Raw genomic sequence first — 25,723 nt, 5'->3', positions numbered from 1 at the left:
GCCCCCGGGCGTGGGTCCCCCAGGGCTCCAGGCGCGCAGTCGCGGCTGGAGCACCCGGCCCGCTGCCCGGGACGTCCGTCGCCCGCGACCGCGGGCCGGTGCGCAGCACTCTGCCCGGCTCCCGTGCCGGGCATCCGGAGGAGGAGTCCGTGGCTCGACCAGGGCAGCGCCAGGGGCGCACCCGCCGCACCGCCCCGCGCAACGAGCGGCGCGGCCGCGGCGCGAACGACGTCAGGTCGGTGATCGCCCGCGCGATCCGCGAGGTCGAGACCGCCGCCCAGCGCGGCCGCGTGACGCCCGCGGTGCGTACGAAGTTCCAGGTGGTCGCCCTGCTGCTGCGCGAGGAGCGCGAGCGGGTGCGGGCGGACGAGACCGGCAGCGCCGCCTCCCGTGCCGACCAGCTCAAGCGCCTGGACGGGTTCGCGACGACGCTGGCGAGGACCGCCGTGCGCGACTCCGGGCTGCTGTCGCTGCTGAGCGAGGACGCCGTCGTCTCCGAGGCCGCCCGGTCGATGAAGCGGGAGATGCTGACGGACCTCGGTATCGAGCCGGAGCCCGAGGAGGAGCCGCCGGCGCAGCCGGCGGTCTTCTCCGCCGCTCCCGAGCGCCGCGTGGTGCCCCAGTCGGTCATCTCCCGGCAGCTGGCCAACCCGTTCCTGGCCCCCGACTTCTCCGCCACCCCGCCGCCCCAGGCCCGCCCGCGGCGGCTGGTCGGCTGGGAGCTGCTCGACCCGCTGCTGAACTCCTTCGAGCGCGCCGGTGGCGGGGTCCCGGCGTGCATGCCCCTGCCCGCGCCGTCCTCCCTGCAGGCGGCGGGCGGCCGGCAGCTGATGCCGCACCAGGCGCAGGTGGTCGCCGCCGCCGCGGCCGGCCACCGGACGTTCCTGCTCGCCGACGAGCCGGGCCTGGGCAAGACGGCGCAGGCGCTGCTCGCCGCGGAGGCGGCGAACGCCTATCCGCTGCTCGTGGTGGTGCCGAGCGTGGTCAAGACCAACTGGGCCCGCGAGGCCGGCATCTGGGTGCCGCACCGCGCGGCCACCGTCGTGCACGGCAACGGGGAGACCGTCGACGGGTTCGCCGACATCGTCGTCGTCAACTACGAGGTGCTCGACCGCCACATCGGCTGGTTCGGCGACTTCGGGTTCCGCGGCATGGTCGTCGACGAGGCGCACTTCATCAAGAACAAGACCTCGCAGCGCTCGCAGCACGTCCTGGAGCTGTCCGACCGCATCCGGTCGCGGTTTCCGCGCCCGCTGCTGATGGCCCTCACCGGCACCCCGCTGATCAACGACATCGACGACTTCCTGGCCATCTGGCAGTTCCTCGGCTGGATCGACGAGAGCAAGCCGCTCGGCGACCTGATGAACGCGCTGGAGGAGACCGGCCTGACGCCGGCGGACCCGGGCTTCTACCCCGCCGCCCGTGGGTGCGTGATCGACCAGGGCATCGTCCGTCGGCGCAAGGTCGACGTGGCCGCCGACATCCCCGCCCGGCGCATCGCCGACCTGCCCGTCGAGCTCGACGACAAGGCCGGCCGGTCGATCCGGGCGGCCGAGCAGGAGCTCGCACGCCGGCTGGTGAAGCGGTACGAGAGCGCGCTCGCCGCCCGCGAGTCCGCCGACGTCGTGGAGGGCGTCGACGCCGACCTGGTGCGCAAGGTGGCCAGGTGGGAGCTGAAGGACGCCACCGCGTCGGCCACCGGCGAGAACGTGTTCAGCATGATGCGGCGCATCGGTCAGGCGAAGGCCGGCCCGGCCGCCGACTACGCGGCACAGCTGGCCCGCAGCGCGGGCAAGGTCGTGTTCTTCGCCAAGCACGTCGACGTGATGGACGCCGCCGAGGAGTCGTTCAGCCGGCAGGGGATCGGCTTCTCCTCGATCCGCGGCGACCAGACGCCGTCGGCGCGGCAGAAGCAGATCGACGCGTTCGTCACCGATCCCGGCGTCGCCGTCGCGGTCTGCTCGCTCACCGCGGCCGGGGTGGGGCTCAACCTGCAGGTCGCCTCCAACATCGTGCTGGCCGAGCTGTCCTGGACCGACGCGGAGCAGACCCAGGCCATCGACCGCAGCCACCGCATCGGGCAGACCGAGCCGGTCACCGCGTGGCGGATCATCGCCGCGCAGACCCTCGACTCCCGGATCGCCGAGCTCATCGACAGCAAGGCCGGGCTGGCCGCCCGCGCGCTCGACGGATCGGACGAGGAGATGTCGTCCTCGGCCGACGTGCAGCACGAGGCGCTCGTCGCGTTGCTGACCGACGCGTTGGCGGCGGCGTCGTAGCGACGGGCGGCCGATCCGCCGGGGGCCGACGCCGGCGGCTCTCCGCGATCAGCCCGCACCGGGCCGCCGGTCGTCCGACGTGGCCTGGCGGCTCCAGTCCGGGCGGAGCAGCGGCAGCGGGTCGGCTCCACGCCGTCCCGGCTTGACGGCCAGGAGCTGGTTCACGCCGGTCCGGTGGCGTTCGAACGCCAGCGCCGAGCCCGCCAGGTAGAGCCGCCACACGCGGGCCCGGCCCGGGGAGGACCAGCGGACCGCGTCGTCCCAGCGCTGCTCGAGGTTGCGCACCCAGGACCGGCAGGTGAGCGCGTAGTGCCGGCGGAGGGCCTCGACGTCGCGGACCTCGAAGCCCGCCTCCTCGAGCACCTGGACGTGGGTGGCCAGCGACTGCAGCTCGCCGTCGGGAAAGACGTACCGCGTGAGGAACGACCCGGGGTCGGGGCGGTCGGGGCCGGCCGCCGGGCCGCGTGCGATGGCGTGGTTGAGCAGCCGGCCGCCGGGGCGCAGGAGCCCGTGGAGCCTGGCGGCGTAGCCCGGCAACGAGGCGTGACCGACGTGCTCGGCCATGCCGATGGAGGCGATCGCGTCGAACGGCCCGTCGTCGACCTCGCGGTAGTCCTGCAGCCGGACCTCGACGCGGTCGGTCAACCCGGCGTCGGCGATGCGCCGGCGGGCCAGTCCGGCCTGGGCATCGGAGATGGTCACGGCGACCACCGAGACGCCGTACCGGGACGCCGCGTGGAGGGCGAACGAGCCCCAGCCGCAGCCGACGTCGAGCAGCCGCATCCCCTGCTCCAGGCCGAGCTTGCGGCAGACCAGGTCGAGCTTGGCCTCCTGCGCCTGCTCCAGCGTCGCGCCCGGCTCCGGGAAGTAGGCGCAGCTGTAGACGAGCGAGGGGCCCAGCAGCAGGCGGTAGAAATCGTTGCCGACGTCGTAGTGGTGGCTGATGGCGCTCCGGTCGCGACCCAGCGAGTGGCGGCTCCCGCGCAGACGCGCCTCCTCCGGCGGGGGCGCCGGTGGGGGTCCCAGGACCCGCAGCCTCAGGAGCGGGCCGGCCAGCCGGGCGAGGGCCCGCCGGTCGAGGGCCAGCTCCGGCCGGGACGGCAGGTCGTCCGGGAAGCCGAGCGCCGCGAAGAGGTCACCCTCGATGTCGAGATCCCCGCTGACGTAGGCACGGGCCAGCCCGAGCTCCCCGGGCGCGTACACCAGGCGGCGGAGGGCCCGCGGGTGGCGGACGACGAGGGTGGGCGCCCCGTCGACGACGGTCCGGGAGCCGTCCCAGCACCGCACGGACATCGGCAGCGGTGCACCCAGCAGGAGCCGACCGAGCTCGCTCACCAGCTCGGCAGCCCTCGGGGTCACCCCGCCACCCTGGCACGGTCGTCCCGGGCGCGGGCCCCTTCGCGCCGCCGGATCAGCCGAACGCCGCCACCGTCCGGTCCAGGAAGTCGTTGCGGAATGCGCCGCGCGGGTCGAAGCGGCGGACGAGGGCCCGGAAGTCCGGGATCCGCGGGTACAGCCGCTCCAGCTCGTCGGCGTCGGCCGTGAAGACCTTGCCCCAGTGCGGGCGGGCGCCGTACGGACGCAGTGCTGCCTCGATCTCCGGGAGCAGCGCGCGCACCCGGGTCTCGTCGCGGAACCAGGTGAAGTGCAGGGCCAGGACGTCGGCGCCGTAGGCCGGACTCAGCCACAGGTCGTCCGCGGCCACGGTGCGCAGCTCGCTGACCTGGAGCAGGGGCGCGATGCGGGGGCCGAGCGAGCGCAGCGCGTCGCAGACCTCCCGCACGTACCGGCGGGGCACGAAGTACTCGGTCTGCAGCTCGTTCCCGTTGCTCGGCGTGAACCCGGTGCGGAAGTGGGGCAGCCGCTCGTGCCACTCACCCGGGACGCCCAGTTGCTCCGTGAGGTTCTCGACCGGGGTGTTCGTCAGCATGTGGGTCGGCACGGTCGCTGCGCGGGCCCCGAAGAACTCCTCCGGGGCCGTGTTCTCCTGCGCGGCGTTGCCGAGCTCGTCGGTGCGCGACTTCACCCAGACCTGGGTGACCTCCTGCCAGTCGGTGAACACGCTGACGCTGTAGGCCGCGTCCGTCACGGCCTGGAAGTCGGTGACGAGCCGGTCCCAGGTCAGCCCCACGTAGACGTTGGTGCGGACCTGGAACGTCGGCTGGAACCGCAGGCCGATCCGGGTGACGACACCCAGGGCGCCGAGGTGGACGACGGCGCCGGGGAAGTCCGGGTCCCCGGGCGTGAGCGTGACGGTCCCGCCGTCGGACCGGACCAGGTCCATGCCCACCACGGACGTGCTGAGCGAGCCGTTCCGGTTGCCGGATCCGTGGGTGCCGGTGGCGGTGGCGCCCGCGACGGTGATGTGCGGCAGGGACGCGAGGTTCGGCAGGCCGTAGCCGCGCGCCGCCAGGTCGGGGACCAGCTGGCTGTACGGCATGCCCGCCGGGATCCACGCGGTCCCGCCGTCCGCACCGGGGGACCCGTCGATCTCGACGTCGGAACCGAGGCCGTCGAGGACCACGAGGTCCCCGGTGGTGTCGGCGATGTCGTTGAAGCAGTGCCGCGAGCCGAGGACCTTGACCCGCTCGCTCCTCGCCACGACGTCCTGGAGCTCGGCGGTGCTCGTCGGCCGGTGCAGCCGCGCCGCCCGGTAGGTGACGTTCCCCGCCCAGTTCGTCGCAGGCCGGGCCCGCGCTGCGGCCTCGGACGTCTTCTGCTGCATGCTCGCTCGCGATCCTGGTCGGGCACGGACCCCGTGCCACCCGTCGTGGTGCCTGTGCCGCGTCGGCTCGCTGCGCGGTCGGAACCTCCGTACCACTCCGCCGGCGTCAGCGCGCCAGGAAGTGGACGCCGAGCCACACCCACGCCGCCAGGACGGCCAGCCGGCCCGGCGTGGTGCGCATGGCGGCGGCCACCGCGTCGGCCGCGGTCACCGGGCCCGTTCCGCGGCGGGCGCGGACCTCGATGACCGTGGCGAGCAGGGCCAGCACCGTGAACCCGGTGATGCTGGTCGCGGTGCCGCTCACGACGCCGTCGTCCGCCGTCGGGGGCGGGCGAGCAACCAGGCACCGACCGCCAGCCAGCCGAGGGTGGCCAGCCCCCGCACGGCGGGGGAGGCGAGCAGGGGATCGGCCAGGTCGCTGACCGTCGGCAGGTCGTCGTCGGCCAAGGTCACCAGCTCCCACCCGAGGACGGCGGCGAACCAGCCCAGCCAGGGCAGCCCCCGCCGGCCGACGGGGGCAGCCGCCCCGCCGGAGCGCCGGGCGACGCCCACGGCGGCCATGGCGGCCCCCGTGAGCCCGACGGCGACCAGGGCGCCGGTGGACAGCTCACCCCAGACCACGACGGCCGTGACGCAGGCCACGGCCAGGGCGGACGACGTGAGCCGGCGCGCGCACGGGGAACACCTCACGGGTGCATGCTCGTCGCTCCGGGCGCCGGAGGGTCGTTCTCCTCACCGGTCCGCTCGTCCTCGTCCTCGTCGCGTGGAACAACGTCGTCGTCCCCCGTCTGCCGGGCTACCCGGGGTCCTACGTGCCGGCCAACGTGGTGGCGACGGCCCTGGTCCTGGCGGCCGCCCGGACCGCGGGCCTGTCCTGGGCCGAGCTCGGTCTGCACCGCCGGGACCTCGGGGCGGGGCTGCGGTGGGGCGGGGCCTGCGCCGCCCTGATGGCGGCCGGGCTGGTCGCCGGCCTCGCGCTCCCGGCGACCCGCCCGCTGTTCGCCGACGCCCGCGCCGCCGGAACCGACGGCGGTGAGCTCGCCTACCAGACGCTGGTCCGCATCCCCCTCGGCACCGTCGTCTGGGAGGAGGTGGCGTTCCGCGGCGTCCTGCTCGCCGGCCTGGCGCGGCTGCTGCCGCTGCGGGCGGCGGTCGGGGTGTCGGCCGTCGTCTTCGGGCTGTGGCACGTCCGACCCACGTTGAGCGCGGCCGCGGCCAACGACCTGTCCGACGGCCTCCTGGGACCGGTCGTGGCGGTGGCCGTCGGCTGCCTGGTCACCGCGGCTGCCGGTGTCCTGTTCACCTGGCTGCGGCTGCGCAGCGGGAGCCTGCTGGCGCCGCTGCTCCTGCACCTGGCGACCAACACCCTGGGCCTGGTCGCCGCCGCGGCGGCCCACCGGCTGGGCTGAGCCGCTCCACGTCCTCATCCATCGGGGTACGGCGGGGTGCTGTCCGCCACGACCGCACCCCGGTCACCCACGGGCCGTTCCGGCCCGACGGTGGAGTCGCACACGGTCTGGCGCTCGGCCTCCGCGTTCACCGCTGCCCCGAGGAAGACCAGGGTGACCGTCGTCCACAGCCAGAACATGCTGATCGCCACCCCGGCGAGCGAGCCGTAGGTGGACTGGTAGTTGCCCAGGTTCTGCACGTAGGCGAAGAAGCCCAGGGTGGTGGCCAGCCAGACGGCCGTCGCGAGCACCGAACCGGCGGTGATCCACCGCCACTGCGCGTGCGTGCGGTCGGGGGCGAACCGGTAGAGGACGGCGAGGGCCACGGCCATGAGGGCCGCCACCGCGACCCACGACCCCACGGTGGCGGCCGCACGGACCGGCCCGGTGGCCCCGGCGAACGCCCCCGCCACGACACCCGACACGGTGATCAGACCGGCGAGCACCCCTGCGCCGCCGAGGACGAACAGCAGGGCGAGCCCGCTGCGCCGCAGGAGGCCGCGCGTCTCCGTCTGGTGGTAGGCGATCCCCACGCCGTCGATGAGGTACGTCATCGCGGTCGTCGCCGTCCAGAGGGCCACGAGCAGCCCGGCGAGCCCGCGCCAGGTCAGCACCTGCGCCGAGGCGGCGGTGATCGACGTGAGCTGGTCGGCCACGACGGACTCGAGATCGGCGGGCAGCATCTCCGCCACCTCCGACAGTTGCCGGCGCGCCGACTCCGGGGTGTTCACGAAGCCGTAGATGGACAGCGCCGTCACCAGCACCGGGGCGACGGACAGGACGGCGAAGAACGCCACCCCGGCGCTCTGCACCATGAGGCGATCGCTGAGCATGTGGCGGACGACGCGCCGCAGCACGTGGCGCCAGCCGGCGGCAGGGATCGCGCGCGGGGAGTCCGCGTCGTTGCCCGCGCTCTCCAGGCCGTGGCCTCCCGGGTCGGCCGGGGGCCGGTCCTCCCGAGCCAGAGCCATGACACATCCCACCCCCGGCGGCGCGGTGCCGCAACGTCGGAGGGAATCCGCGCAAACGGTTTATCGCCAGAAGGTCGCGATCGGGTGACGATGCCCGCACCGCTGTGTAACCGACGCGGGATCGGGCAGCCATCCACCCGTGATGTACCGCGCCGCCGCCGCCGTGCCGTTCGACGACCCGGATCGGGTGACCGCGGGGCTCCGCGGACAGCTGCGCGTGATGGCCGCTGCCGCAGGGGCGGACCCGGACTGGTCGACGCTCCGGGTGCAGGGACCGGTCCGACGGGGCGCGCACCGCGGCACGCGGCTGTCCGAGTGGACGGCGACCGTGGTGGTCACCGGCGCGTCCCCGGCAGTCGACGACCGGTGGATCGATGCGCTCGGGCCGGCCGTTCCGCGGCGGATGGCCGCGACCGCCGAGATGACCTCCCCGCTCGTCGACCGCTGAGCCCGCCCCGCGTCGCGGGAACCGGCGACAGCGCTGCCACCTGATCGCCGGGTACCCGGAGCCGGGGCCGCGCACGTCCTGCCGGGCTCGTCCCGGGTTGGCACGATGCCTCCCATGGCCGCGACAGAGATACCGGGGCAGGGCGGCCGCACGGCGTTCGTCCTCGGTGGCGGGGGAGTGCTCGGCGCCGCCGAGATCGGGATGCTGAGTGCCCTGTTCGAGCGCGGGATCAGGCCGGACGTGATCGTGGGCACCTCGGTGGGCGCGATCAACGGTGCGCTGGTCGCCGCCGATCCGACCCCCCGCGGGGTGGACCGGTTGCGCGCGGTGTGGGCGGAGCTGACCTGTGAGGGCGTCTTCGCCGGGTCCGTGCTCGCCCGTGCGCGGACGCTGGTGCGCACCCGCACCCACCCACCTGCACGCGCGCGAGCCCCTGCGGGACCTGCTGGCGGCGCATCTGCCGGTGCGCACGTTCGCCGAGCTGACCGTGCCGTTCCAGTGCGTCGCGGCCAGCATCGAGCGGGCTGCCGAGCACTGGTTCACCGACGGTGACCTGATCGAGGCGGTGCTCGCCTCCTGCGCCGTCCCCGGGCTGCTGCCCCCGGTGGAGCTCGACGGCGAGCACTACCTGGACGGCGGGCTGGTGCACAGCATCCCGGTCGGCCGGGCGGTGGCGCTCGGTGCGGACACGATCTACGTGCTGCACGTCGGCCGGATCGACCGTCCGCTGCGTCCGCCGGCCCGGCCGTGGGAGGTCGCGCTGGTGGCCTTCGAGATCGCCCGGCGGCACCGGTTCGCCGCCGACCTGGCCGCGCTCCCGTCCGGCGTCACGCTGCACGTGCTGCCGTCCGGGAACGCGGGCCCGGCCGCGGCCGGGGACCTGCGGAACCTGCGCTACCGCGACTTCTCCGCCGTTCCGGGGCGGATCGACCGGGCGTACGTCGCGGCCGGCGACTACCTCGACCGGTCCGGCGGGCCCGAGGGCGGGGCCTGAGGTGCTGCCGCCCCGGCCCGTCCGCCGGCTCACCGGACCGCTGCTGATCGGTGCGCTGGCGGTCGGGGTCGTCCTGCTGCCGGTGCTCGTGATCGTGGCGGCGGTCGTCTCCGCGTGGTTGCCGGGGCGCTGGCGCGCGCTGCGGCTGCTGTGCTTCACGCTGGTGTACCTCGGGCTGGAGGTGGCCGGGCTCGTGGCCGCGGGGGCCCTCTGGGTGCTCAGCGGCTTCGGTCGCCGGCTGGCCGCCCCGAGGTTCCGCGCGGCGCACTACACCCTGCTGCGGCTGCTGCTCGACGTGCTCCTGCGGGTCGCGCGGCGGCTGTTCGTCCTGGAGCTGGTCACCGACGGGGAATCCTGGTCACCGCTGGACGACGGGCAGCCCGGCTCCACGAACGCCATGCTGGTGCTCTCCCGGCACGCCGGTCCGGGTGACTCGTTCCTGCTCGTCCACACCCTCATGAACCGGGATCACCTCCGCCGGCCGCGGATCGTGCTCAAGGACGTGCTGCAGTTCGACCCGCTCATCGACGTCTACCTCAACCGGCTGCCCAACCACTTCGTCAGCCCCGGTGGGCCGGCCGGGTCCAGCTCCGCGGAGGCGATCGCGGAGCTCGCCCGCGACCTGGGCGACGAGGACGCGCTGCTGATCTTCCCGGAGGGCGCCAACTTCACCCCGCGACGCCGGATCCGGGCCATCGCGCGGTTGCGCGACCGGGGGCTGCTGCGCGCGGTCCGCCGGGCCGAGGCGATGCGGCACGTGCTGCCGCCGCGCCCGGCCGGGGTCACCGCGGCGCTGCGGGCGGCCCCCCACGCCGACGTCGTCTTCGTCGCGCACACCGGACTCGAGCACCTGAACACCGTCCGCGACCTGTGGCGGAGCCTGCCGATGGACAAGACGCTGCACCTGCGCTGGTGGAACGTCGCGGCCGCCGACGTGCCGCGCGACGAGAAGGGGCAGACCGAGTGGCTCTACCACTGGTGGGAGACCATCGACGAGTGGATCGAGGCCATGCGGCGGCAGGAGTCGGCGAAGGGCGGTGGGTGACGAGCCGGGGTCGATGCCACCGGTTCCGCGCTCCGCTGTGTGATCCCCGAGGCGGCGGGTAGCGCAGCCGTGATGGCTGCCAACGTGTTCGTACTGGGAATGGACGACCTCAACGCAGAGATCCTCCGGGACCTGCCCGAAGACCGGTACCGGTTCCATCCGCTGCTGAGCAAGGACGAGTTGATCGGGATCGAGGACATCGACCTGCCTGCGCTGCTCGACCGCGCACAGGCGCACCTCGAGGCCTTCGACGGCCCCATCGACGCGATCATCGGCTACTGGGACTTCCCAGTGAGTTCCATGGTTCCGATCCTGTGCCGCCGGTTCGGGGTGCCGGGCCCACCGCTCGAGGCGGTCACGAAGTGCGAGCACAAGTACTGGAGCCGGCTGGAGCAGCGGAAGGCGATCGAGGAGGTGCCCGAGTTCGCCCTCATCGACGTCGACGAGCCGGCGCGGCTGCCTGCCAACCTCCGCTACCCCGTGTGGGTCAAGCCGGTGAAGTCGGTCTCCTCGGAGATGGCCTTCCGGGTGGAGGACGACGACCAGCTCTCGGGGGCGCTCGAGGAGATCCGGGACGGCATCGGGAAGTATGCCGAGCCCTTCGAGTTCGTGATGGACCAGCTCGACGAGCTGCCGCCCGAGATCGCCGAGGTGGGCGCCCGGGTCTGTCTGGCCGAGGAGGCCGCGGTGGGGCGGCAGGTGACAGTGGAGGGCTACCGGACGGCGGGCCGATCGCACGTCTACGGCATCGTCGACTCCCTGCACTACCCGGGTACGTCGAGCTTCCTGCGCTACCAGTACCCCTCCCGGCTGCCGGAGGAGATGCAGAGCCGGCTGGCGACGCTGTCGGAGCGGGTCATCGACCAGATCGGGCTGGACCAGATGACCTTCAACATCGAGTACTTCTGGGACCCGGATACCGACCGCATCCGGCTGCTGGAGGTCAACCCACGACACTCCCAGTCGCATGCGCTGCTGTTCGAGCGGGTCGACGGCGTCTCCAACCACGAGGTACTGGTGAAGCTGGCGCTCGGTGAGGAGCCCACCGAGCCTCGGGGCGACGGCGACTACGGGGTCGCGGGCAAGTGCTTCCTGCGGGCCTTCGACGACGCCCTCGTGGTTCGCGCCCCGTCACCGGAGGACGTCGCGCGCGTCGAGCGAGAGGTGGATGGCGTCACCGTCGAGGTGGTGGCCGAGCAGGGGCACCGGCTGTCGGAGCTGTCGCAGCAGGACAGCTACAGCTACGAGCTCGCGCTGCTGTTCATCGGCGCGCAGGACGAGGCGGAGCTGAACACCAAGTACGACCAGTGCGTGCGGATGCTGCCCTTCGAGTTCGAGGAGGTCTCGCATGGCTGACGCCGGGCTACGCTTCGTGCGGGAGTTCCCGCGCGAGGTCGTCCAGGACGAGCACGTGTGGATCCCGATGTCGGACGGGACCCGGTTGGCCGCCCGGATCTGGCGGCCGAGCGACGGCGAGGAACGGCCGGTGCCGGCGGTGCTCGAGCTGATCCCGTACCGCAACCGGGACCTCACCGCCTACCGCGACTCCATCCACCACACGTACATGGCCGGCCACGGCTACGCCTGCGTGCGGGTGGACCTGCGCGGGAGCGGCGACTCCGAGGGCGTGCTGACCGACGAGTACCTCGAGCAGGAGCTGCAGGACGCGGAGGAGATCCTCGCCTGGCTGGCCGAGCAGCCCTGGTGCGACGGCTCGACCGGCATGATGGGCATCTCCTGGGGCGGCTTCAACGCCCTGCAGGTGGCGGCCCGCCGTCCGCCGGGGCTGGGCGCGGTCGTGACGGTCTGCTCGACCGACGACCGGTACGCCGACGACGTCCACTACATGGGCGGTTGCCTGCTCAGCGACAACCTCTCCTGGGCCTCGACGATGTTCGCCTACAACTCGTGCCCGCCCGACCCCGCAGTGGTGGGGGAGCGGTGGCGCGAGATGTGGCTGGACCGGCTGCACGACAGCGGCCTGTGGCTCGAGGAGTGGCTGCGCCACCAGACCCGGGACGACTACTGGCGGCACGGATCCATCTGCGAGGACTACTCGGACGTCCAGTGCGCCGTCCTGGCGGTAAGCGGCTGGGCCGACGGGTACTCCAACGCCGTCTTCCGGATGATCGAGAGCCTCGAAGGACCGCGCCAGGGGCTGATCGGCCCCTGGTCGCACAAGTACCCGCACCTGGGCCAGCCCGGCCCGGCCATCGGCTTCCTCCAGGAGGTCGTCCGCTGGTGGGACCGCTGGCTGAAGGGCATCGACAACGGGGTTCCCGAACAGCCGGCGCTCCGGGTGTGGATGCAGGACAGCGTGCCGCCGCTGACCGCCTACGAGGAGCGCCCCGGCCGGTGGGTGGGGGAGCCCAGCTGGCCCTCGCCGCACATCCGCCAGGTCGCCCACCCGCTGGCCCGCAACCGGATCGCCGTCGACGGGGAGGTGCTGCCCGAGGAGTCGCTGGGCATCGAGTCGCCGCTGTCGGTGGGGCACTTCGCCGGCAAGTGGTGCTCGTACAACGCGCCGCCGGACCTGCCGTACGACCAGCGCGAGGAGGACGGCGGCTCGCTGGTGTTCGACAGCGACGTCCTGGAGGAGCAGTACGAAATCCTTGGCGCCCCGGCGGTGGACCTGGACGTGACCAGCAGCCACCCGAACGCGATGGTGGCCGTCCGGCTCTCGGACGTCGCCCCGGACGGACGGGCCACCCGGGTCACCTACGGGCTGCTCAACCTCACCCACCGGGACGGGCACGCGGACCCGCGGCCGCTGGTGCCGGGGGAGCGCTACCGCGTGCAGGTCCAGATGAACGGTGTCGCCCACGCCTTCGCGGCCGGTCACCGCATCCGTCTGTCGCTCTCGACGTCGTACTGGCCGCTGGCCTGGCCCTCACCGGAGTCACCACGCCTGGAGGTGACGACCGGTTCGAGCCGGCTGCTCCTGCCGAACCGTCCCCTCGCGGAGTCCGACGAGGTCTCGGTGCAGCCCTTCGGGGAGCCCAAAGGGGCCGAGCCGATCCCGGTGACGAACGTGCAGCCCGGCGAGCACCGCTGGCAGGTCACCCGGGACCTGATCGGCTACGGGTCCGCACTGGAGGTCGTCAACGACCTCGGGGTCGTGCGGTTCGACGACATCGACCTGGAGGTGACCCGTCGGGCCGAGGAGCGGTACAGCTCCGTGGGGGACGACGTGGGGTCGGTCTGCGGGGAGACGACGTGGCAGGTGGCGTTCCGCCGGGGGGACTGGCACGTCCGTACGGTCACGCGGACCGTGCTGACGTCCACCGCGACGGACTTCTGCCTGCATGCGCAGCTGGATGCCTTCGAGGGTGAGCGGCGCGTCGTGTCGCTGAACTGGGACCGGACGGTGCCGCGGCAGCTGGTGTAGTCCCTGGCCGGGGGAGAGCCCTGGCTCTGGACGGAAGAGCGGCCACCTGCGCGGATGTGGGCGATCAGCCCGCCGGAGGCGAGGAGGGCGTGTTCGCGGTGGATACGGGCGTAGCTGCGCGGGGGGTCGGGTCGCCGGCACGACGATCAACCGTCTGCGCGCGCCTGCCGGGCCAGCCGGCGTGCCTCCCGCAGCGGCCACGGCGTCCGCACGCTCGTGGTGGCAGCGAGGACCAGCGCTGCCGCCACGCCTCCGGTGGTGCGCCAGGCGGCATGGGCGACGACCGGCCGGACGCCGGGCGCGGTACGTACCCAGCGAGCCACCTCGGCGCCGTCGAGCACGAGTGCCGACGCGTCGCCGCGCCCGGGACCGGGTGGCGGTCCTGCTGCTCTCAGCGGCCGGTCGGTCACCCCGGCGCTCGGGACGCCGAGCACGGCGCCCACGTGCAGCGCGAGGCCTGCGTGCCGCGGGTGGTCCCGGCCGGCGGCAGCGAGCAGGAGCACGTCGGGGCGCCCCCCGAGGGCCTCCAGAGCGGCGACCAGCAGCGGACCTTCACGGGCGGACAGCTGGGTGGGGACATAGGGAGCGCGCACGGCCCCGACGACGACCTCCGCCGCCAGGACGTGCGGACCCCGCGTGAGCACCGCCCCGGCCCAGGCCCGCTCACCCCGGTCCGGGTCGTGGACGACGGCGGCGGCCGCCAGCTCGGGGGCCGACGTCCCCGGATGCCAGGGCGGCGGCTGGAGCGCCCCGAGCCGCCGTTGGAGGTCGTGCAGCACCTCGGCGTCCGCCGGCCAGGACGGGTCGCAGCTGGGGGACATGGCGCCATCGTGGGCCACCACGACGTGGCAGCATCCGGTGGCATGGAGGCTCCCGCGCCGCACCGCTTCGTCGCCCGAGTCATCGAGGAGGCCGAGAACAAGATCCACGAGGACGGCGTCGCCCGCCGGTTCGGCTTCTCCGGCGCGCTCGTGCCCGGGGTGGAGCTGTTCGCGCGCACCACCACGCCCCTGATGGCGGCGTGGGGGGAGGAGTGGCTGTCCGGCGGGCGGGCCGACGTGCGCTTCCGCCGGCCGGTGTACGACGGCGAGGAGTTGCTCGTCGACCTGACCGACGGCCGGCTGACCGTCACCGGCCCGGACGGCGAGGTGCGCTGCCTGGGCTCGGCCGATCGCACGGGGGACCGGCCCTCCCTCGCCGGTTTCGCGGAGGCGTCGGCTCCCGCCGAGCGGGTGGCCGACCCGGTGCCGGGCCCGTTCGGCAGCGTCCACGAGGCCGGCACCGTCGAGGAGAACGAGTGGTACCTCGACGCCGTCGGGGAGCCACTGCCGCTGTACCGGGAGAACTCGTGGGCGCATCCCGGCCTGCTGCTGCGCCTGGTCAACAGGCTGCTCATGCACAACGTCGCCCTCGGACCGTGGATCCACACCTCCAGCGACTGCCGGTTCCTCGGGGTCGCCCGGTTGCCCGCGCAGATGACGGTGCACGGGCGCGTCACCGACGTCGGTGAGCGTGGCGGGCACGAGGAGGTCCGTTACGACGCACTGGTCCTGGCCGACGCCGAGCCGGTGCTGCACGTCCACCACACCGCGCTCTACCGGCTGGCCACCGGCGACCGAGCACATCGGCGCCCAGCCGCCGGCCCTGGTTGAGCGTTCTCTCACAATCCGCAGGCGAGCTGGCAGGCGGGCCGCCGGCGGGGGATGCTCGAACGGTGCGGAGGAGTGTTGCGTTGACGCGTCGTCGCGCCGTCGACCTGCTGCGCACGGCCAGCCTGCTGTAGCCCGGAGCCGCCGAGCCCGCGCGGATCCACCCGCGCGACGCGACGCCGGTGGCGCGCCACCGGTTCTCCGACCGGGGCTCGCTGCCGCCCGTGCCACCCGCTGCCGAGCCACCCCGAGGTCCCTGTGATCGAGCTGTCCGACGTCCGCAAGGTCTTCCCCGCGCGCCGCGGGGCGGCCGAGGTCGTCGCCGTCGACGGCGTCAGCCTGTCGGTCGCCGACGGCGAGTTCGCCGGTGTCGTCGGCCCCAGCGGCTCGGGCAAGAGCACGCTGGCCCGGCTGGTCAACCTGCTGGAGCGGCCGACCTCGGGCGGGGTGACCGTCGACGGCCAGGTGCTCACCGACCTGGACGCCGACGGCGTGCGCCGCGCCCGCCGCACCGTCGGCATGGTCTTCCAGCACTTCAACCTGCTCGACTCGCGCACCGCGGCCGGAAACGTCGAGCACCCGCTGGAGCTGGCCGGCGTCGGCAAGGCGGAGCGGCGCCGCCGGGTGGCCGAGCTGCTGGACCTGGTCGGGCTGGGGGACCGGCACGCCTCCCGGCCGGCGCAGCTCTCCGGCGGCCAGAAGCAGCGCGTCGCCATCGCCCGCGCCCTGGCCGCGCGGCCGAAGGTGCTGCTCTGCGACGAGGCCACCAGCGCACTGGACCCCACGAGCACCACCGGCGTGCTCGACCTGCTGCGGCAGGTGCGCACCGAGCTCGGCCTCACCGTCCTGCTCATCACCCACGAGATGGCCGTCGTCCGGGCGGTGTGCGACAGCGCCGTGCTGCTGGACCGCGGCCGGGTCGTCGACGGCGGACCCCTCTCCGAGGTGCTCACCCGGCCGCACTCGCCGCTGGCCGCGCAGCTGCTGCCGGCCCCGCCGGTCGCGGGGGCGACCGGCGACCTGATCCGGGTCACCGTCACCGAGTCCGCGCCGGAGGGCCGGGTGCTGCGCACGCTCGCCGGTGACCTGGGGCTGGACGTCGAGGTCGTCGGCGGATCGGTGGAGACCGTGGCCGGCCGGCGCTTCGGTCGCCTGCTGCTGTCGGTGACCGGCGACGACGGCCGGCTGGACGCCGCGCTGCACCGGCTGCGGGACGGCGGGTCGCTGGTCGAACGCGCCGCCTCCGGCGACGAGCCACCGCCCTGGCAGGAGCAGGAGGAGCCGGCGCCGGAGCCGAACCGCGAGCCGGACGAGCCCCGGTTCCTCGACGCCCCGGACGTGCAGCGATGAACGAGTGGTCCCGCATCGCCCCGCAGCTGACCGAGGCCACCTGGGAGACGCTCTACATGGTCGGTGTCAGCACGCTGCTCACCGTGCTGATCGGCGTGCCGCTGGGCGTGCTGCTCACCACCACCGCGCCCGGCGCGCTGTCGCCGAGCCCGGCGGTGCACCGGGTCCTCGGCCTGCTGGTCAACCTCGGCCGGTCGCTGCCGTTCATCATCCTGCTGGTGCTGGTCGCGCCGGTGACCCGCGGGATCGTGGGGACGACGATCGGCTCCACGGCGACGATCGTGCCCCTCACCATCGGCGCCGTCCCGTTCCTCGCCCGGCTGGTGGAGACCAGCCTGCGCGAGGTCGGGCACGGCAAGGTCGAGGCGACGCTGGCCATGGGCGCCCGCCGCCGCGACGTCGTCCGCACCGTGCTGCTGCCCGAGGCGCTGCCGTCCGTGGTCGCCGGCGTCACCGTCACCGTCGTGGCCCTGGTCAGCTACTCGGCGATGGCCGGCGCCATCGGCGGCGGCGGGCTGGGCGACTTCGCCATCCGCTACGGCTACCAGCAGTTCCGCACCGACATCACCGTGGCCACCGTCGTCCTGCTGCTCGTCCTCGTCCAGCTGCTGCAGTGGGCCGGCGACCGCTGGGCGCGCCGGCTCGCGCACGCCTGAGCTGCCTCCCACCCTCCCCCCGAACCTCCCGCACCACCCGACCCATCGCAAGGAGAAATACCCACATGCTTCGCCCCACCCGGTCCACCCTGGCCGCCGTCGCCACCGCCACCCTGCTCGGGCTCACCGCCTGCGGGGGTGGCGAGGCCGAGCTGTCGGCCGCCGACGAGCCGCTGCGCGTCGGCGCCTCCCCGGTGCCGCACGCCGAGATCCTGCGGTTCGTCGACGAGGAGCTCGCCGACGAGGCGGGGCTGGACCTGGAGATCGTCGAGTTCACCGACTACGTCCAGCCCAACGTCGCCCTCGACGACGGCTCGCTGGACGCCAACTACTTCCAGACGGTGCCCTACCTCGAGGAGCAGGAGGCGAGCGCGGGCTACGACTTCACCGCGCTGGATCCCGTGCACATCGAGCCGCTGGGCCTCTACTCCGAGTCGCTCACCGACCTGGCCGACCTGCCCGACGGCGCCACGGTCGCGATCCCGAACGACCCGACCAACGCCGCCCGCGCGCTGCGGCTGCTCGAGGCCAACGACCTGATCACCCTGGCCGACACCGGGGACGCCGCCCCGACGGCCCTGGACATCGACGGCAACCCGAAGAACCTGGAGATCGAGCAGGTGGAGGCCGCCCAGCTGCCCCGCTCGCTGGCCGACGTCGACGCCGCGGTGATCAACGGCAACTACGCCATCGACGCCGACCTCTCCCCGGCCGAGGACGCCCTCGCGCTCGAGGAGGCCGACGGGAACCCGAACGCGAACCTGCTCGTGGTCCGCAGCGGGGACGAGGACGCCGAGCGGATCGGCCAGCTCGAGGAGCTGCTGCACTCCGCCGAGGTCCGCCAGTTCATCGAGGAGAACTACTCCGGCGCCGTCCTGCCGGCGTTCTGAGCCGGTCGCCCGGCTGCGGGCGGTGAACGGTGCGGCCGCACGGCCGGCTCCCGTCACCTCCGGCGAGGGCGATCCGGACATGATCGACGACGGATGTGGGTATGCCTCTCCTTTCGATCCGAGGAGGCAAACCCCATGGGACTCGTGTCCGGGCTCATCAAGTTCAACCTGCTCAAGCGACTGTTCAGCCGTTTCAGCGGCCGTCGCCGCTAGCAGTTCCATCGGACCCGGCCGGGTGCCCGCGTGCTGCGGGCACCCGGCCGGAGCCGGCTGGTGACCATCACCGCCGCCCCGCACGGATCGTCCCGTCACGGCGTCGGCGCGGACGGGAGGTTCGATGCGGCGGATCTTCGTCGTGGGCTGCCCGCGGTCGGGCACCACGCTGCTGCAGTCGTTCCTGGCCGCGCACCCGGACATCCATTCGTTCCCGGAGACGCACGTCTTCCACCGGTTGCGCGCACCGCGGGGCCTGCGACGTGCGGCCGGGCTGGCCGCGGCCGGTGCGACGCAGCGGCTCGACGACGCCGCCGGCTGGCTCGGGGTTCCGCGTGCCCGGCCTCTGCTGCCCACGGTGCGCCGCCACGGAGCGGCGTTCCTCGCCATGGCCGACGCCGCCGCGCGAAAGCACGGCGCCGGTGCCTGGGTCGAGAAGACGCCGGCGAACCTGTACGCGCTGGACCTGATCGAGCGGCTGGTGCCCGGCGCCCTGGTGGTGCACATCGTCCGGGACGGCGCCGACGTCGTCGCCAGCCTGTGCGCCGTCGCCGGCAACTGGGGCACCACCTACTCGGTGGACACCGCCATCGACCAGTGGACCGAGTGCATCGCGATCACCGACCGGTACCGCGGCCGGGAACGGCACTCCGTCGTGGGCTACGACCGGCTGGTCCGTGACCCCGAGGGGACGCTGACCGAGCTGTGCGCCGCCCTCGGCCTGCCCTACACGGAGGCGATGATCACCGGCCGCGAGGCCGCCGCCCGCGACCTGGTCAAGGACTTCGAGCACTGGAAGTCCGACAACGCCGGACCGCTGCGCGACGGGGCGGGACGACGGCTCGACGAGGTCTTCGACGGCGCGACGCGCCGGTACGTCCGCGAGCGGGTCGCCGCGGTACCGGTGCGGGAGGTCGGTTCCGGCGGGTGAGGAGGTGTACCACGGAACGTCGGTCATTGGTTCGGTCGGCGACGACGGGCACACTGCGGATGTGATGGACGGCAGCCAGGTGACGACGGAGCCCGATACCGATCCCGGTATCGCGCTCCCTGCCCCGTGCGACGCCGCTGCGGAGGCCCGGCCGGAGCAGGGCGCGCCGCTGCTCGTTCCCGGGGAGACCTGCTGGCGGATCGAGCGGGCCACCCGTTTCGCGATCTTCGTCGACGCCGCCGGCTACTTTGCCACCCTCAAGCGTGCCGTGCTGCGCGCCGAACGGCGGGTGCTGTTCATCGGCTGGGACTTCGACCCGCGGATCCGGCTGGACCCGCTCGCCCGCGGCCGGCCGAAGGACGACCGGCTCGGCACTGTGCTCGAGCGGGCGGTGGAGCAGAACCCGCGGCTGGAGGTCGGCGTCCTCCAGTGGGATCTCGGCATGCTGCGCGCCCTCGGCCGGGGTCTGCAGCCGATCGTGCTGCTGGACCGGCGCACCCCGGATCGCCTCACCCTGGCGATCGACACCCAGCACCCGCTCGGTGCTGCACACCACCAGAAGATCGTGGTCATCGACGACTGCCTGGCCTTCGCCGGCGGCATCGACGTCACCGCCGACCGGTGGGACACCTCCGACCACGCCGACGGCAACCCGCACCGGCGTCGACCGGCAGCCGGGCGCGCGCAGGGCCGGCTGACCGGGCCGTGGCACGACGCGACCAGCATCATGACCGGGCCCGCCGCCCGTGCGGTCGCCGAGCTCGCCCGCGAGCGGTGGGAGAGCGGCACCGGGGAGCGGCTGCAGCCGCTGTCCGAGGAGCGGGAGTGCTGGCCCGAGGACGTCGAGCCCCTGTTCACCGACGTCGACGTCGCGATCGCCCGAACCCGACCGGAGCACGGCGGCGCGCCCCTCGTGCACGAGGTCGAGCTGCTGTGGCTGGCCGCGATCGCCGCGGCCCGCCGCTCGATCTACCTGGAGAGCCAGTATTTCGCCAGCCGCCGGATCGCCGAGGCGATCGCGGAGCGGCTGCGCGAGCCCGATGGCCCCGACGTGGTTGTGGTCAACCCGCGGACCGCCGACGGCTGGCTCTCGGAGAAGGCCATGGGCACCGCGCGCGCCCGCGTGCTGGAGATCGTCCGCGAGGCGGACGTGCACGACCGGTTCCGGCTCTACACGCCGGTGACCGAGCGGCGCGAGCACATCTACGTGCACGCCAAGGTGACCGTGATCGACGACCGCCTGCTGCGCATCGGTTCCAGCAACGTGAACAACCGCTCGATGGGCCTGGACACCGAGTGCGACCTGGCGATCGAGGCGGTGGAGGGGCGGCCCGGGGCCGGCCGGCTCGCCGCGACCATCGTCGGCATCCGCCACCGTCTGCTCGCCGAGCACCTGGGCTGCACGCCGGACGACGTCGCCGCCGCCATCGCCGACACCGGCTCGCTCGTGCAGGGCATCGAGCGGCTGCGCCGGCCGGCGGGCCGCTCGCTGGTGCCTTTCGAGCCGCCCGAGCTCGGCCCGGCCGACCGGGTGCTCGCCGAGACGGAGGTGATGGACCCGGAGAAGACGCCGAACCGGTGGCGCCGGGTCGAACGGTTCTTCGCCCGCCGCCGGCGGCCGCGGAGCCGGGTCCGCGCCTGACCCGGCGGCCGACGCGGTCCCGCCGCCGTTCGTTGACACGAGCGGCAGCGGGACCGTAGACAGCGCCGGTGACCGATGTCCCGCGCCGGGTGGCGCTCGAGGTGACCGAGGGCGTGGCGACCGTCCGGCTGGACCGCGCGGAGAAGCTCAACGCACTGGATGCGGCGATGTTCGATGCGCTCATCGCCGTCGGCACCGAGTTGATCGACCGCGACGACGTCGGTGCCGTCGTCCTCACCGGGGCAGGCCGTGCCTTCTGCGCGGGGCTCGACCTCGGGTCCTTCGCCGCGCTGGCCGAGGACGGGGCCGGCCGCGTCGTCGCGCCCCGCGAGCCGCTGGGTGCTGCCCGGGCACGTGGCCAGCAGGCCGTGCACGTCTGGTCCCTGGTGCCGGCGCCCGTGATCGCCGCCGTGCACGGCGTCGCTCTCGGTGGCGGCCTGCAGATCGCCCTCGGGGCCGACATCCGGATCGTGGCACCCGATGCGCAGCTGTCGGTCATGGAGGTCCAGTGGGGACTGGTCCCGGACATGTGCGGTACGCAGCTGCTGCCCGAGCTGGTCGGCCGCGACGTCGCCAAGGAGCTCACGCTCACCGGGCGGCGGATCTCGGGCACCGAGGCCGCGCGGCTCGGCCTGGCCACCCGGGAGGCGGACGAACCGCTCGTCCAGGCGCTCGCGCTCGCCGCGGAGATCGCCGGTCACAGCCGCAACGCCACGCGCGCCGGCAAGCGACTGCTCGACCTCGCCGGGCGGGTGCCGTTCGCCGAGGGGCTCCAGGCCGAGCAGGACGAGTTCCGCGCGCTGATCGGGTCATCCGAGCAGGTCGCCGTCGTCCGGCAGCGGCTCGGCGCGCGCGGTCGCTGACCCCGCGTCCAGCGGGAGGTGCGCGTCCGTTCGGTGGACGGTGCGTTCCTCGTCGTCGGGGCGGACCACTCTCAGGGTGACGCCGGCCGCGAGTCGGTAGGGGGTCGTGGTGACGAGGCCGCCGATGACCTTCCGCAGTCGCGACATCTCTGCCCGGACCGTCACGCAGTGCTGCTCGTCGCCGAACAGGGCGGTGCTCAGTTGCGCGGCGCTCAGCCCCGGCCGGCCGGCCTGCTGCAGCAGGCCGAGGACACCGGCATGCCGCCGGCTCAGCGGGGTCACCCACAGGTCGGTGTGCGACTGCAGCCGGAGCACCGGTGGGCCGGTCAGGTCCAGCTCGGCGACGATGTCGTCCCCGGACCCACGCGGCCGGACCAGCCAGCCCTCGCCGACCCGTTCCGGCGCGCACAGCCCCAGGCCCGGGACGGCGAGCAACGTGCCCCCGCGCGGCACCGCGACCCGGTCGCGTGCGGCGATGCCCGCCTGGTGGGCCACCCAGCCGTGGTCGTCGACGAGCAGCAGCGGGCCGGAGACGGTGGCCAGCACACCGCGGGCCGACTGGCGCACGCGCTCCAGCCGCAGCTCGTGGTGCCGCCACAGCTGGGACTCCGCCAGCTTGACGGCGGTCTCGACGAGGGCGCCGATGACGGGGTGCAGGGTCAGCGCAGGCCCGCTGACGTCGACGATGCCCAGCAGGTCCCCGCTGACCGGGTGGTGGATGGGGGCGGCGGTGCAGTACCAGGGGTGCTGGGCCTGCTCGAAGTGCTCGGCGGAGAACAGCTGCACCGGGGCCGCCTCGGCCAGCGCCGTCCCGATGGCGTTGGTGCCCACCGTCCCCTCGGTCCACCGGGCGCCCTCGGTGAAGCCCAGGGCGTCGGCGCGCAGCCGTATCCGGGCCGATCCCTCGCGCCAGAGGATGACGCCGTCGGCGTCGGTGACGACCATGAGGAAGGCCGAGGCGTCGGCGACGCCGCCCAGGACCTGCCGGAGCTCGCCGATCACCGGTAGCAGGGGGGAGCACCGGCGTCGTCGCTCGACCTCGTCGGGGAGCAGCGGCTCGCGGGCGTTCGTGCGGGACGGGTCGAGTCCGAGACCGAGGACGCGTGACCACGAGCGGGCGACGACACCCCGGGGACGCACGGGTGGCCGGCCGCCCCCGAGCACCGCGTCGTGCACGCGCACCAGCACCCGGGCGTACTGCGACAGGTCGGTGCCCGGGGCGATCGCCGAGTAGCCGGTCATGCCGCACCTCCACCTCGGGCCTCCCGCGCCCGGGCCGGCTGCGTGCAACACGCTGCAACGCTTCCCCAGCCGGGCGACGGGCGGTGTGCTCCCCATCACACCACGCCGAACGGTGCCCGCAGGAGGCAGACCGCATGACGCAGACCCTCGACACGACCACGCAGGCCCCGGCGCAGCGGGCGGAGCGCTGGCTCGCCGACTTCGACGACGCGCTGCGCGCCCGCGACGTCGAGCGCGCGGCCGGGATGTTCGCCACCACCAGCTTCTGGCGCGACCTCATCGCCTTCACCTGGAACATCACGACCGTCGAGAACCCGGCCGGGGTGACCGACCTGCTGACCGCGACGCTCGAGCGCACCGATCCGTCGTCCTTCGCTCTGGCGGAGCCGCCCGAGGAGGCCGACGGCGTCACCACCGGGTGGTTCACCTTCGAGACCGCCGTGGGGCGCGGCCGGGGCCTGCTGCGGCTCGTCGAGGAGGACGGCGCGCCGAAGGCGTGGACGTTCCTCACCACGGTGCACGAGCTGAAGGGGTTCGAGGAGCCGCGCGGGCCGGCCCGGCCGATGGGTGCCGTGCACGGCGCCGACAAGCACCGCCGCACCTGGCTGGAACGACGGCAGCAGGAGGAGGCCGAGCTCGGCGTCGGCATCCACCCCGAGGTGCTCGTCATCGGCGGCGGGCAGGGCGGCATCGCGCTCGGGGCCCGGCTGCGCCAGCTCGGCGTCCCGGCCCTCGTCGTCGACAAGCACCCCCGGCCGGGCGACCAGTGGCGCGGGCGGTACAAGTCCCTCTGCCTGCACGACCCGGTCTGGTACGACCACCTGCCGTACCTGAAGTTCCCGGACAACTGGCCGGTGTTCGCCCCCAAGGACAAGATCGGTGACTGGCTCGAGTCCTACGTGCGGGTCATGGAGGTGCCCTACTGGGGCAGCACCACCGCGACCTCGGCCGCCTTCGACCCCGAGCTCGGCGAGTGGAAGGTGGAGGTGGAGCGGGAAGGCACGCCGCTCACCCTGCGCCCGAAGCAGCTGGTCCTGGCGACCGGGATGTCCGGCAAGCCGAGCATCCCGGTCATCCCCGGGCAGGAGGTGTTCCGCGGTGACCAGCAGCACTCCTCGGCGCACCCGGGCCCAGACGCCTACGCGGGCAAGCGGGTCGTCGTCATCGGCAGCAACAACTCCGCCTTCGACATCTGCGGGGCGCTGTGGGAACACGACGCCGACGTCACCATGGTGCAGCGCTCCTCGACCCACATCGTCAAGAGCGACAGCCTCATGGAGATCGGGCTGGGCGCCCTGTACTCGGAGGAGGCGGTGGCCGCCGGGGTGACGACGGAGAAGGCGGACCTGATCTTCGCCTCGCTGCCGTACCGGATCATGCACGAGTTCCAGATCCCGCTGTACGAGCAGATGAAGCAGAAGGATGCCGCCTTCTACGACCGCCTGGAGAAGGCCGGCTTCTGGCTCGACTGGGGCGACGACGGCTCCGGACTGTTCATGAAGTACCTGCGCCGCGGCTCGGGCTACTACATCGACGTCGGCGCAGCGGAGCTCGTGGCCGACGGCCAGGTGAAGCTCGTGCACGGCCAGGTGGTGCGCCTCACCGAGGACGCCGTCGTCCTGGACGACGGCACCGAGCTGCCGGCCGACCTGGTGGTGTACGCGACCGGCTACGGGTCGATGAACGGCTGGGCCGCGGACCTGATCAGCCAGGAGGTGGCGGACAGGATCGGCAAGGTGTGGGGCCTCGGCTCCGACACCACGAAGGACCCGGGGCCGTGGGAGGGGGAGCAGCGCAACATGTGGAAGCCCACTCAGCAGGAGGCGCTGTGGTTCCACGGCGGCAACCTGCACCAGTCACGTCACTACTCGCTCTACCTCGCGCTGCAGCTCAAGGCCCGGTACGAGGAGGTGTCGACCCCGGTGTACCGCCTCCAGGAGGTGCACCACCTGGCGTGATCGGTGCGGACGGGTGCTCCCGCGGCAGCCGACGCAGGATCTCGTCGCTGTCCGCGTGGAGCATCCCCATCCGCGCCGCTTCCTCCAGGATCGGGCCTGCGGTCGCGGGGACGAGGTGCGGTTCATCGAGGGGGACGTCACCCACCTGCGACGGGACGAGGTGGGCGAGACCGACTTCTTCCTCGACGTCGGGTGCTTCCACGGCCTGACGGACGCCCAGCGGGCGGCGATGGGGGAGAGGCTCACCGCCGTCGCGACGCGGGAGGCCACGCTGCTGGTCCTCGCCTTCCGACCCGGACGGCGCCCGCTCCTGCCCCGCGGCGCCAGCCGTACGGACGTCGGGTCGACCTTTCCCGGCTGGGCGGTCACCGATGAGGAGCCCGCCGACGTGACCGGGATGCCCGGCCCGCTCAAGCGGACCGCGCCGCGCTGGTACCGCCTGCGGCGCACGTCACCGACGCGGCCGGCGACTGCTGGGCCATGAGTCCACCAGGGTTTTGTCCGGAGGACGCGGGCACGGTGATCTCCGAGGGGCACGTAGCCCGACGCATCCAGTTGTGGCTGGTCCCAGCCGGATCGGGTCACTGCCCGGCGGTGCCAGCCCCGTCCGGGCCTCGCCCTTTCTGCTCAGGCCCCGCTGCCGAGGCCTGCGGGTCCGTGCGCTCGAGACGCTGACGGATCGCCGCGACGTTGAGCGCCAGGTCCTCGAGCGCCTCGACGGCCCGCGTGGCCAGCGCGAACGTGAGGTTCTCGCGCTGCCGCTCGGCGCTGAGCTCGCGGTTGGCGTGCGGGGTCCCGGCCCGCTCGGGTGGGCGACGCGTCGCCTCCGCCCACGGCTCGTCATCGCTCCCCGGATCGCCGAACAACTCGCGCAGCATCCGCTGCGCCAGGTCGAAGAACTCTCCTGGGTCAGGCCGGTTGCCCGCCATCCGCTTCCCCTCTCGACTCATGTCGTGCACGCCGCGCGGACCCCGGGATGGCTGTTCCGCGGCGACGCGACCAACCTACGGCCAACCGACCGCCCTCGGTGG

Annotated in this window: 24 protein-coding genes and 1 pseudogene; 17 read left to right on the top strand and 8 right to left on the bottom strand. The window is 73.7% G+C overall.

The window, feature by feature from the left end; translation table 11 throughout:
- Nucleotides 1–149: 149 nt before the first annotated feature.
- Nucleotides 150–2,279, top strand: coding sequence for a DEAD/DEAH box helicase (locus tag BLASA_RS12635; RefSeq protein ID WP_014376549.1), 2,130 nt, complete (start codon nt 150–152; stop codon nt 2,277–2,279).
- Between the two features lie 48 nt (nt 2,280–2,327).
- Here the strand turns inward: BLASA_RS12635 and BLASA_RS12630 are convergent, their stop codons facing one another.
- From BLASA_RS12630 to BLASA_RS12615, 4 genes are all read right to left on the bottom strand, one after another.
- Nucleotides 2,328–3,638 (bottom strand): class I SAM-dependent methyltransferase, encoded by a 1,311-nt coding sequence (locus BLASA_RS12630; protein ID WP_014376548.1) that lies wholly within the window; start codon nt 3,636–3,638, stop codon nt 2,328–2,330.
- 52 nt (nt 3,639–3,690) lie between these two features.
- Complete coding sequence (locus BLASA_RS12625; protein ID WP_014376547.1) at nt 3,691–5,004, bottom strand: D-arabinono-1,4-lactone oxidase; 1,314 nt, start codon at nt 5,002–5,004, stop codon at nt 3,691–3,693.
- Nucleotides 5,005–5,110: 106 nt separating this feature from the next.
- On the bottom strand, nt 5,111–5,308 hold the full coding sequence (locus tag BLASA_RS12620) for a DUF6186 family protein (protein WP_014376546.1): 198 nt from the start codon (nt 5,306–5,308) through the stop codon (nt 5,111–5,113).
- Nucleotides 5,305–5,694: a hypothetical protein gene (locus tag BLASA_RS12615; protein WP_166486543.1), complete on the bottom strand. Its 390-nt coding sequence runs from the start codon at nt 5,692–5,694 to the stop codon at nt 5,305–5,307. The genes BLASA_RS12620 and BLASA_RS12615 overlap by 4 nt, the downstream gene beginning before the upstream one ends.
- Nucleotides 5,695–5,696: 2 nt before the next feature.
- On the opposite strand from BLASA_RS12615, the gene BLASA_RS12610 reads away from it, so the two are divergent.
- Nucleotides 5,697–6,413: a CPBP family intramembrane glutamic endopeptidase gene (locus BLASA_RS12610; protein ID WP_041775742.1), complete on the top strand. Its 717-nt coding sequence runs from the start codon at nt 5,697–5,699 to the stop codon at nt 6,411–6,413.
- Between the two features lie 14 nt (nt 6,414–6,427).
- Here the strand turns inward: BLASA_RS12610 and BLASA_RS12605 are convergent, their stop codons facing one another.
- Entirely contained in the window at nt 6,428–7,423 is a 996-nt protein-coding gene (locus tag BLASA_RS12605; RefSeq protein WP_014376543.1) for a YihY/virulence factor BrkB family protein, read from the bottom strand.
- Nucleotides 7,424–7,565: 142 nt separating this feature from the next.
- Here BLASA_RS12605 and BLASA_RS12600 point away from each other — a divergent pair, with 142 nt between their 5' ends.
- The 6 genes and pseudogenes from BLASA_RS12600 (at nt 7,566) to BLASA_RS12580 (ending at nt 13,298) form a co-directional block, all read left to right on the top strand.
- Nucleotides 7,566–7,871, top strand: coding sequence for a hypothetical protein (locus tag BLASA_RS12600; RefSeq protein ID WP_014376542.1), 306 nt, complete (start codon nt 7,566–7,568; stop codon nt 7,869–7,871).
- A gap of 105 nt (nt 7,872–7,976) precedes the next feature.
- Nucleotides 7,977–8,162, top strand: a pseudogene (locus tag BLASA_RS26435) (patatin-like phospholipase family protein); the annotation flags it as partial.
- Nucleotides 8,163–8,250: 88 nt separating this feature from the next.
- Entirely contained in the window at nt 8,251–8,865 is a 615-nt protein-coding gene (locus tag BLASA_RS25580) for a patatin-like phospholipase family protein (RefSeq protein ID WP_014376540.1), read from the top strand.
- Nucleotide 8,866: 1 nt separating this feature from the next.
- Nucleotides 8,867–9,910: a lysophospholipid acyltransferase family protein gene (locus BLASA_RS12590; RefSeq protein ID WP_014376539.1), complete on the top strand. Its 1,044-nt coding sequence runs from the start codon at nt 8,867–8,869 to the stop codon at nt 9,908–9,910.
- A gap of 72 nt (nt 9,911–9,982) precedes the next feature.
- Nucleotides 9,983–11,266 (top strand): ATP-grasp domain-containing protein, encoded by a 1,284-nt coding sequence (locus BLASA_RS12585; RefSeq protein ID WP_014376538.1) that lies wholly within the window; start codon nt 9,983–9,985, stop codon nt 11,264–11,266.
- Nucleotides 11,259–13,298 (top strand): CocE/NonD family hydrolase, encoded by a 2,040-nt coding sequence (locus BLASA_RS12580; protein ID WP_014376537.1) that lies wholly within the window; start codon nt 11,259–11,261, stop codon nt 13,296–13,298. Before BLASA_RS12585 ends, BLASA_RS12580 begins: the two co-directional genes overlap by 8 nt.
- A gap of 146 nt (nt 13,299–13,444) precedes the next feature.
- On the opposite strand, the gene BLASA_RS24585 is transcribed toward BLASA_RS12580, so the two are convergent.
- Nucleotides 13,445–14,119: an endonuclease V gene (locus tag BLASA_RS24585; RefSeq protein ID WP_014376536.1), complete on the bottom strand. Its 675-nt coding sequence runs from the start codon at nt 14,117–14,119 to the stop codon at nt 13,445–13,447.
- Nucleotides 14,120–14,161: 42 nt separating this feature from the next.
- Between BLASA_RS24585 and BLASA_RS24580 the strand changes: the two genes are divergently transcribed.
- The 7 genes from BLASA_RS24580 (at nt 14,162) to BLASA_RS12540 (ending at nt 21,492) form a co-directional block, all read left to right on the top strand.
- The gene (locus BLASA_RS24580) at nt 14,162–14,950 is read left to right on the top strand and encodes a hypothetical protein (protein ID WP_014376535.1); all 789 of its coding nucleotides are present in this window, start codon (nt 14,162–14,164) and stop codon (nt 14,948–14,950) included.
- A gap of 255 nt (nt 14,951–15,205) precedes the next feature.
- Nucleotides 15,206–16,297, top strand: coding sequence for a methionine ABC transporter ATP-binding protein (locus BLASA_RS12565; RefSeq protein WP_014376534.1), 1,092 nt, complete (start codon nt 15,206–15,208; stop codon nt 16,295–16,297).
- Nucleotides 16,294–16,953, top strand: a complete 660-nt coding sequence (locus tag BLASA_RS12560) for a methionine ABC transporter permease (RefSeq protein WP_014376533.1) — start codon at nt 16,294–16,296, stop codon at nt 16,951–16,953. The genes BLASA_RS12565 and BLASA_RS12560 overlap by 4 nt, the downstream gene beginning before the upstream one ends.
- 65 nt (nt 16,954–17,018) lie before the next feature.
- Nucleotides 17,019–17,843, top strand: coding sequence for a MetQ/NlpA family ABC transporter substrate-binding protein (locus BLASA_RS12555; RefSeq protein WP_014376532.1), 825 nt, complete (start codon nt 17,019–17,021; stop codon nt 17,841–17,843).
- Between the two features lie 337 nt (nt 17,844–18,180).
- The gene (locus BLASA_RS12550) at nt 18,181–18,987 is read left to right on the top strand and encodes a sulfotransferase family protein (protein ID WP_014376530.1); all 807 of its coding nucleotides are present in this window, start codon (nt 18,181–18,183) and stop codon (nt 18,985–18,987) included.
- Between the two features lie 64 nt (nt 18,988–19,051).
- Nucleotides 19,052–20,629, top strand: a complete 1,578-nt coding sequence (locus BLASA_RS12545; protein WP_083878167.1) for a phospholipase D-like domain-containing protein — start codon at nt 19,052–19,054, stop codon at nt 20,627–20,629.
- A gap of 68 nt (nt 20,630–20,697) precedes the next feature.
- Nucleotides 20,698–21,492, top strand: coding sequence for a crotonase/enoyl-CoA hydratase family protein (locus BLASA_RS12540; protein WP_014376528.1), 795 nt, complete (start codon nt 20,698–20,700; stop codon nt 21,490–21,492).
- Here BLASA_RS12540 and BLASA_RS12535 read toward each other — a convergent pair.
- Entirely contained in the window at nt 21,439–22,734 is a 1,296-nt protein-coding gene (locus BLASA_RS12535; RefSeq protein ID WP_014376527.1) for a GAF domain-containing protein, read from the bottom strand. The genes BLASA_RS12540 and BLASA_RS12535 overlap by 54 nt on opposite strands.
- 134 nt (nt 22,735–22,868) lie before the next feature.
- Here BLASA_RS12535 and BLASA_RS12530 point away from each other — a divergent pair, with 134 nt between their 5' ends.
- Nucleotides 22,869–24,692 carry a flavin-containing monooxygenase gene (locus BLASA_RS12530; RefSeq protein WP_014376526.1) on the top strand — a complete coding sequence of 608 codons (1,824 nt, stop codon included), beginning with the start codon at nt 22,869–22,871 and terminating at the stop codon, nt 24,690–24,692.
- A gap of 55 nt (nt 24,693–24,747) precedes the next feature.
- A complete protein-coding gene (locus BLASA_RS12525; RefSeq protein ID WP_166486542.1) occupies nt 24,748–25,176 on the top strand; it encodes an SAM-dependent methyltransferase in 429 nt (142 codons plus the stop codon).
- Between the two features lie 97 nt (nt 25,177–25,273).
- On the opposite strand, the gene BLASA_RS12520 is transcribed toward BLASA_RS12525, so the two are convergent.
- Entirely contained in the window at nt 25,274–25,642 is a 369-nt protein-coding gene (locus BLASA_RS12520; RefSeq protein WP_231839459.1) for a hypothetical protein, read from the bottom strand.
- Nucleotides 25,643–25,723: the final 81 nt, after the last annotated feature.

It is taken from the genome of Blastococcus saxobsidens DD2 (genome assembly GCF_000284015.1).
GTDB lineage: Bacteria > Actinomycetota > Actinomycetes > Mycobacteriales > Geodermatophilaceae > Blastococcus > Blastococcus saxobsidens_A.
Note: the sequence above shows the minus strand (reverse complement) of the source record. Positions and strands in the feature narration are given on the sequence as shown.